The organism is Embleya sp. NPDC050154 (genome assembly GCF_044460165.1).
Lineage (GTDB): Bacteria > Actinomycetota > Actinomycetes > Streptomycetales > Streptomycetaceae > Embleya.
Window position 1 is genome coordinate 197,444 of record NZ_JBITJP010000006.1, and the last position, 12,047, is coordinate 209,490.

Here is a 12,047-nt window from a genome sequence, read left to right on the forward strand (position 1 = left end):
GCCGTCACAGCAGACCCGCGAGCTTGTAGGCGACCAGGGAGCCGGCCACCGCGACGTTGAGACTGGTGCCGGTGCCGACCATCGGAATCTCCACCATCTCGTCGAGGTGCGGCAGCGCCTCGAACGGGATGCCGTCGCTCTCGTGGCCGAGCACGGCGATGGTGGGACAGCGGGCGGGTTTCAGGTCGGCGAGGCGGACCGCGTCGTCGGCGAGTTCGACGCCGACCACCCGGGCGCCGCGCTCGCGTTGGGCGCCCAGCCAGGTGAGCGGATTTCCCACGCGATGCACGCAGGTCGGTCGGCGCAGCGTGTTGCCCCGGGCCAGGGCTTCGGGAACCCAGGGCAGCCGCGGGACGACGAGACACGCGCCGACCGCGTCGCACGTGCGCAGGAGGGTGCCGAGGTTGACGCCGTACTTGGGCCACAGCGGCGCGAGATAGAGGTGGTCCCAGCAGCCGTGCGCCTTGCCGCGGCGCTGCCGCTTGAGTTCGGCGCGGGTGTTGACGTGATACGCGGGGCCGGCCGGGCGCCTCCCGCCGGGCGCGGTCATCGCTCCCGGGAGGAGTGCCTCCCGTCGCGGTGCCGCCGAGCCCGATCGGTGCGGTGCGACATGTCGTCGCTGTTCTCGATTCGCTTCACGAGTGGGCCACTTCGCGGCGTGACCGGGCCATCGTCGGGTGTGTCACTACCGCGTCAGGATACGGGCAACGGCGTCGCGTTGCTCCTGCGGGAGCAACCTCGGATACTCCGCGAGCCGGATGCCGGCGCCGGCGCGGGCGTGACACGCTTCCCGGGAACCATCCATGCACCCGGGAGTCCCCCTTGACCGTTGTCCTGGTGATCATCGCGGCCGTCGCCGTGCTCGCGCTGCTGGTCGGCGTGCACCTCTACGTGTGGCGGCGACTCGTGCGCGACACCACCCGGTCGGGGCTGGTGCGACGAGTCGGCGCGGGCGTGGTGATCGCGCTCGGGGTGTCGATGGCGGGCGCGCTGGTGCTGCCCAAGGTGTTCGGCCCGCGCGGCACGGAATGGATCGCGTGGCCGGGCTTCGTCTGGATGGCGCTGCTGTTGTACGTGGTGATGGCGCTCGGGGTGCTCGAGGTGCCTCGGGTGCTCGCGCTGCGGGCGCTGCGGCGGCGCGGGGCGGGTGAGCGGCCGGCGGAGGTGCCGCGCTCGGTCCCGGTCGCGGTCGGTGCCGACGGGGATGCCGTCGGCGAGGTCGCGGAGCTTGACGCCCGGTCCGACGCCGGGTCGCCGGTCGCCGCGTCGGGCACGCCGCTGGGGCCGGATCGGCGCCTGGTGCTGAGCCGCTCGGTCGCGCTGTTGGCGGCGGGCACCTCGATGAGCGCGGTCGGCTACGGGATGACCCAGGCCCTGGGCGCGCCGCGCACGGTGCGGGTGCGGATACCGGTCGCACGGCTCGATCCGCGCCTGGCCGGCTTCCGGATCGCGGTGGTCGGCGACATCCACCTGGGCCCGCTGCTCGGGCGTGCGCACACCACGCGAGTGGTGGAGACGATCAATCGGACCAACCCCGACCTGGTCGCCATCGTCGGCGACCTCGCCGACGGCACGGCCGGGCAACTGGGCGACGACGCCGAGCCGTTGCGGCGGCTGACCAGCCGATACGGCAGCTTCTTCGTCACCGGCAACCACGACTACATGTCCGGCGCGGCGGACTGGGTCGCCGAACTCGCCGAGTTGAACGTCCACACGCTGGCCAACGACCGGCTGGAGATCGCTCGGGGCGGCGCCGCCTTCGATCTGGCCGGCGTCAACGACGTGACCGGCAAGTCGCACCACGACGGCCCGAACTTCGCCAAGGCACTGGGCAACCGCGACCCGTCCCGCCCGGTGGTGCTCCTCGCCCACCAGCCGGTCCAGGTGGACGACGCCGCCAGGTACGACGTAGACGTACAACTCTCCGGCCACACCCACGGCGGCCAGATGTTCCCGGTGCAATTCCTGGTCAAGCTCGACCAGCCGGCCGTCGCCGGGCTGCACCGGGTCGACGACACGATGCTCTACATCACCAGAGGCGCCGGCTTCTGGGGCCCTCCGGTCCGCCTCGGCGCACCCCCGGAGGTCACGGTGGTCGAACTGCACCCGAAGTAGCGAAGCCGAACCACCCGTACCCATCCCCGTCACCGCATCCGCAGCAACGTGCCCGGATCGAGGGCGACCGGCGCAAACGCGGGAAGCGTGGTGACGACGCCCGGCTTGGCGGTACCCGAGGGCACGTACTCGTCTCCGTCGAGTGTGTAGGTCTCGACGGTCAGGGCTTTCGGGTCCACGACCCAGTAGGACGCGATCGCCCACTCGGCGTACCTGGCGAGCTTGTCGATGCGGTCGGCGCCCTCGTGGCCGGGCGAGAGAATCTCGACGGCCAGGAGCACGTCTTCGGGGGCGAAAGCCACCTCGTCCGCTTCGAGACCCTCTATCCCGGCAGCACGAGTCACCACGGCGATATCGGGCTGGAGCAAGTCCCGCTCTCCTCGACGAACATTGACGTTCTCGAAGACCATGACGGCGACCCCGGAGTCGGCTGCCACCTGTTCGAAACGGCCCGACAGCGTCGAAGACACACGTTGGTGGCGCAGCCTGGGCGCCGGAGACATCATCAGAACGCCGTCCAGGAGTTCGATGCGGTATGGCGAGGTCTCCTGAGCGGCGATCACGTCGTCGGCAGTCCACTCGTGGTCGAAGGCGGGTTGCACAATCTCTCCCGAACGCTCGGCTTCCTCATCCACAGGATCACCACCACTTTGTCAGGGATTGATCTGCCGTATGCCCGGTTTCCCGAATCACGATCATGAACACTCGGGGCAGGGCGACGTCCCTTCGGGAGCCGGCCCTGCCCCGATCGATCAGACCGTCTCCGTCATCCCGCCGTCCACCATCAAGTGTGTGCCCGTCACGAAGGACGCCTCGTCGCTCAGCAGGAAGCGGATCGCGCCGGCGATTTCCTCCGGGCGCCCCAGCCTGCCCAGCGGGGAGCTGTTCTCCATGCGCTCGCGGGTGCCGGGGCGGGCGAAGGAGCGGGCCAGCATCGGGGTCTCCACGTAGCCGGGGCAGACCACGTTGCTGCGGATGTGGTACTCGGCGAGCTTGGCGGCGATCGAGCGGTTCAGGCCGAGCATGCCGGACTTCGACGCGCAGTAGGACGGGTTGAGCGCGTTGCCGACGATCGCGTTGAGCGAGGCGATGCCCACGATCGCGGAACCGGCGTGTTCGCGCAGGTGCGGGGTGAGCGCCTGGACCAGCAGCGCGAACGAACGCAGGTTGACGTCCAGGACGCGGTCCCAGTTCTCGGCGGTGACCTCGGTGATCGGGGTCGAGTCGACGATGCCCGCCGCGTGCACGAAGCCGCCGATGGTGCCCAGCGCCTCGGCCGAGGCCTGGATCGCGCCCGGGTACGCCTCGGTGTCGGTGACGTCCAGGGCCAGACCGAGCGCCCGCACACCGTGCTCGGCCTCGATCTCCTTGGCGGCCTCCTCGACCGGACCCGCGGCGATGTCCCACAGCGCGACCGGGCGCCCGGTGGCGGCCAGCGCCCGCGCGGTGGCCCGCCCGATGCCCGAGGCACCGCCGGTGATCACGACGCCGGTCTCGGGTGATGTCTTGTGCGTACCCATTTCTTATCTCCTCCGTGGACGGGTGGACTCGACATCTGACATACCGTCAGAACAAAACCAGTGGTAGCACGTCGCCGAGGATGCTCTGCTGACCGGCATGGCAAAACGACTGATGGACCTGCTCCTGGTGATCGACGTCGAGGCGACCTGCTGGGACGGCCCGACTCCCGAGGGACAGCGCAACGAGATCATCGAGATCGGCCTCGCCACCTTCGACATCGCCACCGGGGAGCGTGTCGACCGACACGGCATCCTGGTGCGTCCGACCCACTCCACCGTCGGCGCGTTCTGCACCGAACTGACCACGCTGACCCAGGCGGACGTGGACGCCGGCCTGCCCTTCGCCGACGCGTGCGCCCTGCTGCGCGCCGAGTTCAAGGCGCATCAGCGCATGTGGGCGAGTTGGGGCGAGTACGACCGGCAGCAGTTCGAGCGGCAATGCGCCGCCGAGGGCGTCCCGTACCCGTTCGGCACCCGCCACCTCAACGCCAAGTCGCTGTACTCGCTCGCGCACGGCCTGGACCGCGAACTCGGCATGGCCGGCGCCCTGAAGCACGCCGGCATCCCGCTCGAAGGCACCCACCACCGAGGCGTCGACGACGCGTGGAACATCGCCGCACTGCTCGGCGGCGTCCTGCGCGCCCCACGCCGGAACCGCCCGACCGCCGTCGACACCGGCGCCGACGTCTAGGCCCTGTCCGGCGGACCCACCAAGATCCGCCGGACAGGGCCTAGTCGCCGGTCACCAGCATCGCCGCGCCCACGATCCCCGCGTCGTTGTGCAGCTTCGCGGGGACCAGGTCGGCCCGGATCTTGATGTACGGCAGGAACCTCTCCGGCTTCTTGCTGATCCCGCCGCCGATGATGATCAGCGACGGCGAGAAGAGCATCTCCACGTGTCGCAGGTAGTCCTGCACGCGCCCGGCCCACTTCTCCCAGGACAGGTCGTGCGTCTCGCGGGCCACCGCCGAGGCCCGGTGCTCGGCCTCGTGCCCGTCCAGCTCCAGGTGGCCCAGCTCGGTGTTGGGCACCAACTTTCCGTCCACGAACAGCGCGCTGCCGATTCCGGTGCCGAAGGTCAACATCAGCACGGTGCCGGCGTGGCCCGCGCCCGCGCCGAACCGCATCTCGGCCACCCCGGCGGCGTCCGCGTCGTTGACCATCGACACCGGCCGCCCCAGCGTCGCGGAGAACAGCGCGTCGGCGTCCAGGTCGATCCACGACTTGTCCACGTTCGCGGCGGTGCGCACGATACCGTCCCGGACCACACCCGGGAAGGTGATGCCGACCGGCCCCTGGGTGTCGGCGAACTGCTCCAGCACCTCGCGGACCACACCGATCACCGCCCGCGGTTCGGACGGTTCGGGAGTGAGCAGGCGCACCCGCTCGTGGGTCAGCCGCCCGGCGCCGGCGTCCACCGGTGCGCCCTTGATCCCGGTCCCGCCGATGTCGATGCCCATGACCGGCACGTGAGGCTCCTTCGCCGTCGCAAACCATCCAAAGCCGTGCACACCGTCCACACCCTGCGCACACTCTCCACAACGCGGCCCGGGGCGACCGCGTCCACCGGCGGTTACCCCGCCGACGCGGGCCGATTCACCGCAGCTCGGGCAGATCCTCCGGATGCAGCGTGCGCAGCTCCTCCATGCCCGCACCGGGCAGTTGGGCCAACCGGGTCGCGTGTCGCTCGATCATCGCCTCGAACGTACGCCGCGCCTCGCGCGCGTTGCCGAACGCGGCCCCGCGCGGGAGCCGGCGGAAGTAGCCCAGCAGCGCGTCGCACGCGTCGTCGGTGAGCACGTACTCGTGCTCGCGCACCTGCTTGCGGGTGATCTCGACCAGGTCGTCGGCCGAGTAGTCCTGGAACGTGATGGTGCGCGAGAACCGGGACCCGAAGCCCGGGTTCGCGCCCAGGAAGCGCTCCATCTCGTCGGTGTAGCCGGCCACGATCACCACGACGTCGTCGCGGTGGTCCTCCATCAGCTTCACCAGCGTGTCGATCGCCTCGCGGCCGAAGTCGCGCGAGGGGTCCGCCGGGGCCAGGCTGTACGCCTCGTCGATGAACAACACGCCGCCCCGGGCCCGGTCGAAGACCTCCTTGGTGCGCGGCGCGGTCGAGCCGATGTGTTCACCGACCAGGTCCACCCGGGAGACCTCGACCAGGTGGCCCATCCGCAACACGCCCAACGCCTTGGCGATCTCGCCGTACAGCCGGGCCACCGTGGTCTTGCCGGTGCCCGGGGAGCCGGTGAAGACCAGGTGCCGGCGCAGCGTGGGTGCCTTGAGTCCGGCCTCCTCGCGCCGCCGGCCGACCGAGATCAGGTCGATCAGGTTGCGCACCTCGGCCTTGACGCCGGCCAGGCCGACCAGGCCGTCGAGTTCGGCGAGCAGTTCGTCCACCGCGCGCGCGGGCGCGTCGGCGGCGGCCTCGTCGGCGGCCGCACCGTCCCGCGCGCCCGGGATCGGCAGCGTCGCGGTGAGCTTGGCCACGCCCTGCGGCTGCGCGTCGGCCGCCTTGATCGGGCTCGGCGTACCCAGGATGCCGCCGGCGGCCGGCGACTGACCGCTGCCGGCCCCGTCACCCTGCGACGTGCATTCGACCGCCACCGGCCCCGGGCCGGCGAACTCGAACCCGCCCTTGGCGTTGTCGCGCGTGGTGCAGCGGGTGAACACCGGATGGCAGCCCTCGCGCACGTTGACGCCGTAGCCGCGCCCGCCGAGCACCTCGCAGTCCTCGAAGTCGCCGCGCCCGCCACCGGCGATCCGGATGCCCTCACCGGACGCCCGGTCCACCCGGACCCGGCGCACCGTGGGCCCGGCCGCGCCGGTGACCGAGACGCCGTCCGTGGTGTCCTCGATCGTGCAGTCGGCGATGATCCCGCCGCAGTCCGACTCCATGAACCACACGCCCGTGGTGGCCTTGCGCACCTTGCAGGACTTGACCGAGACCACCGCGCCCGCGCCGATCCCGATGCCGGTCTCGTCCACGTCGTGGATCTCGCAGTCGTGCATGGACAGGCCGGTACCGGAGCCGGCCACCTTGACCCCGTCCAACACGTCGTGGATGCGGCACTCGCCCAGCGCCGCGTCCGCGCCGTCGGCGACCCACACGGCCGGCTTGCCGCCGGTGGAGTCGTGGAACTCGCAGTCGATCGCGGACGCGCGGGCGCCGTGGTCGGCGAGCGAGAGCCCGTTGCGGCCGAAGCTGCGGATCGTGCAGCCGCTGAGGGTGACCTCGGAGTGACCGTGCACGTCGACGCCGTTGCGGCCCATGTCGCGCAGCCGACAGCCGACCAGGGTCAGGTTGGCGCCGCGGTCGACGGAGACGCCGTTGCCCTCGGCGTCGCGGATCGTGCAGTCGTCGAGCGAGAACGTGGCCAGGTCGTCGGCCTGGACGCCGGTGCCCTTGACCGAGGTGATCTCCGTACGCGAGAGCGATCCGGCGCTGCCCTGGCCGCCGACCGAGATGCCCGCCCAGCCGACCCGCTCGATCCGCGAGTCGGCGATGATCGGCGCGGCGCCGCCCGCGACGCAGATCCCGCCGCCGCCCACGTCGTGGATGTGCAGGCCGGTCAGATGCGGCGAGGCTTGGTCGCCGACGAACACCGCCGGCTCCGCGTCCGAGCCGTCGTGGATCTCGCACTCCTGCACACTGCCCGTGGTACCCGGGCCGGTGAACCGCAGCCCGTGCCCGGACGCGTCCCGGACCCGGCCGCGACGCAACGTCGGCGCGCTGCCCTCGCGGACGTCGAAGCCCTCGCGCCCGGTATCGCCGATCTCGCAGTCCTCGAAGGTGCCGCGCGAGCGACCGGTGACCCCGATGCCCACACCCTGCGGGTTGCTCACCCGGCAGCGGCGCACCATCGGGTCCGCGCCCGCGCGCAGTTCGACCCCGACCACGGAGGCGGCCCGGACCACGCACTCCTCCAATATCGGCGCGCAGCCCTCGATCACGATCGCGGGCGAAAGCACGCCCGCGCCGCCCTCGACGACCAGCCCGTGGACGGCCGCGTCCGAGGTGATCGTCAGCGCGACGCCGTCGGCGGCGGTCAGCACCACCGTCCCCGGCCCGTCCGATCCGACCACCGTCACCGGGACGGCGATCGACACGTCCTCGCGGTACGTCCCCGGCGCGACCAGGATCGAGTCACCCGCCGCCGCCGCGCCCACCGCGGCTGAGATCGAGGTGTACTCACCCGTGCGTCGTCGCCAACGAGTGCCCTGCACCACCTGAAGAACCCGACCCGTCATGGCGCCCCTGCCACCAGCCCCTCGGTCCGCACCCAGCACCCTCGCGAGTCCACCGTAAAGCGTCGCGGGCGGCCCCATGACCGGGTCTGCCCGGAGGGCCCGGTCGCTGCGTCGTCGGCGAACCCCTGCACCGTACAGTTCAACGACCAGGGGTCACGGCCCGGTGACGGTTATCGCCCCGCAGTGCCCTGATTCGTGCCACCCGGCGAGGCCATTCCGGTCGCGGTGGGTACCGGCGCCGGAGCGCCGTCGCGCAGTGCGGTGAACAGTTGCGCGGCCTCGGGCTGCTTGAGCGCGACGCGGTTGGGGTCCGGCGCGTAGTCGGTCAGCGGCGGCGTGGTGAAGTTGATCCTGTCCAGCGGGATGCCGCGCAGGCCGTTGGCGAAGTCGTACAGGCTGACCAACGAGTTGATCCCGGAGTCGGTGGTGATCGCCTTGGTCGCGGCGTCCATCACGTTGTACGCCTTGGCCGGGTTGGTCAGCAGGTTCTCGTCCTGGACCTTCTTGATCAGCGCCTTGAGGAACTCCTGCTGGCGGGCGATCCGCTGGATGTCGCTGCCGTCACCCATGCTCTTGCGCACCCGGACGAAGCCGAGCGCCTGCTCGCCGTTGAGGTTGACGTCGCCGGCGGGCAGTTGCAGATGCGCGGCCTTGTCGTCGATCGGCTGGGCGATGTGCATCGGTACACCGCCGAGCGCGTCCACGACCTTCTTGAAGCCGGTGAAGTCGATGGTGATCTGGTGGTCGATGCGCGCGCCGGTGAGCCGTTCCACGGTGGCTGCCACACACGGCACGCCGCCGACCTCCATCGCGCTGTTGAACTGGCCGAAGTAGGCGCGCTCGGTGCCACCCGCGGCGGTCCGGCACGAAGGCACGTTCACCATCAGGTCGCGCGGGAAGCTGACCGCGGTCGCGCTCTTCCGGCCCTCCGGCACGTGCAGCAGGATCGTGGTGTCCGAGCGCTGGCTGCCGCCGTCGTCCTGCCCGTACGCGGCATTTTCGCCGGCCCGCGAGTCGGACCCCACCAGCAGCACGTTCAGGCCGCCGGTGGGCGGCGGACGATCGGTGAGCTGGTCGGCGAAGTCCTGCGTGCGGATGTTGCCGTTGAGGCGGTCGTACAGCCACCAGCCGAAGCCGCCGGCGGCGAGCAGGACGGCGACGAGCCCGCCGGCGGTCCAACCGAGGATGCGCCGCCGGCGGCGTCGCCGGTCCCGGGCGCGCCGTTCTATGCGGCTGGGGCTCTCCTGCCCCGGCTCCTCGGCCGACGTCCCCGGAACGGCCGATGCCGCCGGGGACGTCTCATCCTTGTCCTGCACGTCGTCGTCGCCTTCGTCGGGCCCCCGCGCTCGATGTGCGCGCGGCTCGATGGCCCGAAGTGCGCGCACAATTACACAATCATACGTTCTTCCGATCGTTACACGCCGAATGACGCCAATTGGTTTCCACCCCCCATCACCGGCAATCCCTCCGAAGGCGTCGAAACGGGGCGGGCCGCCGGGTGGTGGCGGGCCGGGTTACGGCGCGGTCGTGCCCGTGGCCTTGGCGGCGGCCCGGTCGCCGAGGACGCCGAGGGCCACGTCGACGATGCGGCCGAGGCGTTCGAGTTCGGTGCGATGGAAGGCCGGACCCTCGTGGCGGACCACGTACAGGGTCAACCACGAGGCGCCGATCGGTGCGGCCGCGCCGTGGCCGCTCGCGTCACCCTCGTAGGCGAAGGCCAACGGGCGCATCGGGGTGAGCGCGGGCAGCGCCGGCGCCTCCGGGGCCCGCCAGCTCTGGTGCACCAGCTGCCGGCCGCGCCCGCCCCGGGTGGCGACCGCCCAGTCCGCGTGGAAGAGCGTGGGCGCGGCGTCGATCAGCGTGGCCACCGCCCGCCCCGGATCGCGCGCCACCTGGCCGAGCACGTCCAGCTCCGGTGCCGACCCGGGCACCTCGCCGGCCGCCCAGCAGCCCTCGACCCGCACTCCCACCGATCGCTCCATCGCCGCAACCAGCGCTGCGATGTCCCGCTCGCCCGCCCAGGAGACGGTGAACTCGTCGACCGCGCGACCGCCGTGTTGTTCGAGCACGGTCATCTGCATCACGTCGGCGCCTGCCGCGCCCAGCAGTTGCGTCACCCGCGCGAGCGATCCGGGCCGATCCGGCAGCGACACCCTCAGTCGGTACAGCACGCGACACCTCCTCCATCGACCTGCCCTTGTATCCTGACTCTTCCCCGTTTCGATCACGTTGCGTACATATGACGGTCCAAAGTGATCGTTTGACAACCCATCAGAAACAGGGCCGGCACACTCCCGCAACGTCCGTACCCAAGGCTCCCATCGACACCGCCCCGGGTGTCGGTTCGCGGCCGATCCGGCCCATCGCGAACTCGGCGTCGAGGTACGGCCGTTCCGGGGCCGGAACGCCGACGCGCGATCCACCGGTCGGACACGCGTGCGGGGCGCCACCGAACCATCCGGTGGCGCCCCGCACACGTCGTGACTACTTCTTCTTGTCGAGCTTCCCGGCCGAATCTCGGGCGGACTCGTCCGGCCCGTCCGGCTCATCCGATTCATCCGACTCGACAACCGCGGCAGCCTCCGGCTCCGACCCCGAGCCCGCCGCCGGCTCCGCCGGACGAGCCGGCGCACTGACGTGCGTCGGCTCGTCGTCGGGCGCCACGCTCGTCACCCGGGTCACCGCGCTCTCCGCCGGTTCGGGCGTCTTCGCGGCGACCCCGACGACCGGTCGGCCCGCCTCCGCGTCCACGTCGGCATCCGGATCCACGTCCGCGTCCTTGATCGGGCCCGTCCGTACGCCCGGCGCGGCCGACACCGCCGCGTTCTCCTCGGTGTCCGGGGTGAGCCCGGCCATCGGGGCGAACGCGGTGACGTCCCCGTCCGGTTCCGCGGGAGACGGCACGGCGGCCGAGGCCCCCACCGAGACCACCTCGCCGGCCGCCGCCTGGGCGGCCGGCATCGACGCGGCGACCTCCGCCGACACGGGGGGTCCGCCGGCCTCCGAAGGTGCCGGTTCGAGCCGCTTCGCCTTCGACAATCGACCCGGCTTCGGCGGTTTCGCCGCCTTGGCCGGCTTCGGCGGCTTCGGCGGCTTGGGATCCTTCGCCGGCCGCCCGGCCCGTACCGAGGTGTTGCCCACCGCCGTGGCGAACACCGGCGCCGGATCGTTGGCCTTGGGGCCGTACGTCCACCACATCAGCCCACGCCGGGCGTTCTCGCTGTCCGGATGTTGCTCGCCGAGCGCTCGGGCGCAGTCCGCGACCAACTGGGTCAGCAGCGTCCGGGCGCCCATCGGGTCCCCGGACTCGCCGGTCCAGTGCGCGTGGTTGTGCCGGATCACCAGCGTGTCGTGGTGATCCGGCCCGAGCACGCGCGTGGCGTCCTCGACGAGCTGCATCAGCGCGTCCCGGGCCACCGACACGTCGCCGGCCTCCCCCGCCCACATCGCGCGGTCGTGACGGGCGGTCAGCGCCGCGGGGTCGTCCGGCTCGTGCACCTCGCCGCGCTCGTCCGCGACGACCGCCATCAACCGGGCCGCCTGGATCGTCTCGCCCGAACGACCCACCCAGTGCGCGTGCTGGTGCCGGATGGTCAGCGTGTCCGGGTGCACCGGCCCGAGCGCGTCGGTCGCCTCCTCCACGATCGGTCGCAACATCCGGGCCGCACCCGCGGCATCACCCGCCTCGCCGATCCACCGGGCCCACCCGGCACGCACGTTCAGCGTCTCGGGATCGTCCTGACCGAGCACCAGGACACAATCGGCCGCCACGTCCCGCGCCAGCGACTCGGCGGTGACCGCGTTCCCGGACAGACCCAGGCAGTAGGCATGGTTGTGCCGGGCCAGGAGCGTGTCGGGATGCTGCGCGCCGAGCACGCGCGCGTAGTCGCCCGCGAGCTCGCCGAACATCCGAGCGGCCTCTGCGGGCCTGCCCTCGTCACCGACCACCCGGGCCCACGCGGCGCGCGCGTCGAGCGAAGCGGGGTGATCGGGCCCGAGTTCCCGCACCCGGGTCTCGGCCTCGGCCCTCAGTTTCTGTATCTCCTGCTCGTTCATCGCCGCTGATTCTCCCTCCTCCACCACAGGTGGCAAACCCGCGGTACCCCCTGATTGTGGGCGACGTGCACGGAGCCGACACGGTTGCGCTCCCCCGGTACAACC

10 protein-coding genes are annotated in these 12,047 nt (G+C 71.6%); 2 read left to right on the top strand and 8 right to left on the bottom strand.

Annotation, left to right across the window (positions count from 1 at the left end):
* Positions 1 to 4: 4 nt before the first annotated feature.
* Positions 5 to 550: a TrmH family RNA methyltransferase gene (locus ACIBSV_RS15590; RefSeq protein WP_395863117.1), complete on the bottom strand. Its 546-nt coding sequence runs from the start codon at positions 548 to 550 to the stop codon at positions 5 to 7.
* 272 nt (positions 551 to 822) lie between these two features.
* On the opposite strand from ACIBSV_RS15590, the gene ACIBSV_RS15595 reads away from it, so the two are divergent.
* Entirely contained in the window at positions 823 to 2,115 is a 1,293-nt protein-coding gene (locus ACIBSV_RS15595) for a metallophosphoesterase (protein ID WP_395863118.1), read from the top strand.
* Between the two features lie 29 nt (positions 2,116 to 2,144).
* On the opposite strand, the gene ACIBSV_RS15600 is transcribed toward ACIBSV_RS15595, so the two are convergent.
* Together ACIBSV_RS15600 and ACIBSV_RS15605 are read right to left on the bottom strand one after the other, a co-directional pair.
* The gene (locus ACIBSV_RS15600) at positions 2,145 to 2,750 is read right to left on the bottom strand and encodes a Uma2 family endonuclease (protein ID WP_395863120.1); all 606 of its coding nucleotides are present in this window, start codon (positions 2,748 to 2,750) and stop codon (positions 2,145 to 2,147) included.
* A 117-nt stretch (positions 2,751 to 2,867) separates the two neighbouring features.
* Complete coding sequence (locus tag ACIBSV_RS15605; protein WP_395863122.1) at positions 2,868 to 3,635, bottom strand: SDR family NAD(P)-dependent oxidoreductase; 768 nt, start codon at positions 3,633 to 3,635, stop codon at positions 2,868 to 2,870.
* A 97-nt stretch (positions 3,636 to 3,732) separates the two neighbouring features.
* Here ACIBSV_RS15605 and ACIBSV_RS15610 point away from each other — a divergent pair, with 97 nt between their 5' ends.
* A complete protein-coding gene (locus tag ACIBSV_RS15610) occupies positions 3,733 to 4,326 on the top strand; it encodes an exonuclease domain-containing protein (RefSeq protein ID WP_395863125.1) in 594 nt (197 codons plus the stop codon).
* Between the two features lie 40 nt (positions 4,327 to 4,366).
* On the opposite strand, the gene ppgK is transcribed toward ACIBSV_RS15610, so the two are convergent.
* The 5 genes from ppgK to ACIBSV_RS15635 form a co-directional block, all read right to left on the bottom strand.
* Positions 4,367 to 5,104 carry a polyphosphate--glucose phosphotransferase gene (gene ppgK, locus ACIBSV_RS15615; RefSeq protein WP_395863126.1) on the bottom strand — a complete coding sequence of 246 codons (738 nt, stop codon included), beginning with the start codon at positions 5,102 to 5,104 and terminating at the stop codon, positions 4,367 to 4,369.
* Positions 5,105 to 5,231: 127 nt separating this feature from the next.
* Positions 5,232 to 7,886 carry a right-handed parallel beta-helix repeat-containing protein gene (locus ACIBSV_RS15620; RefSeq protein ID WP_395863128.1) on the bottom strand — a complete coding sequence of 885 codons (2,655 nt, stop codon included), beginning with the start codon at positions 7,884 to 7,886 and terminating at the stop codon, positions 5,232 to 5,234.
* A gap of 170 nt (positions 7,887 to 8,056) precedes the next feature.
* Positions 8,057 to 9,202 (bottom strand): LCP family protein, encoded by a 1,146-nt coding sequence (locus ACIBSV_RS15625; RefSeq protein ID WP_395863130.1) that lies wholly within the window; start codon positions 9,200 to 9,202, stop codon positions 8,057 to 8,059.
* A gap of 198 nt (positions 9,203 to 9,400) precedes the next feature.
* On the bottom strand, positions 9,401 to 10,057 hold the full coding sequence (locus ACIBSV_RS15630; RefSeq protein WP_395863132.1) for an ACT domain-containing protein: 657 nt from the start codon (positions 10,055 to 10,057) through the stop codon (positions 9,401 to 9,403).
* 313 nt (positions 10,058 to 10,370) lie between these two features.
* Positions 10,371 to 11,942 (bottom strand): tetratricopeptide repeat protein, encoded by a 1,572-nt coding sequence (locus ACIBSV_RS15635; protein WP_395863134.1) that lies wholly within the window; start codon positions 11,940 to 11,942, stop codon positions 10,371 to 10,373.
* Between the last annotated feature and the right edge of the window lie 105 nt (positions 11,943 to 12,047).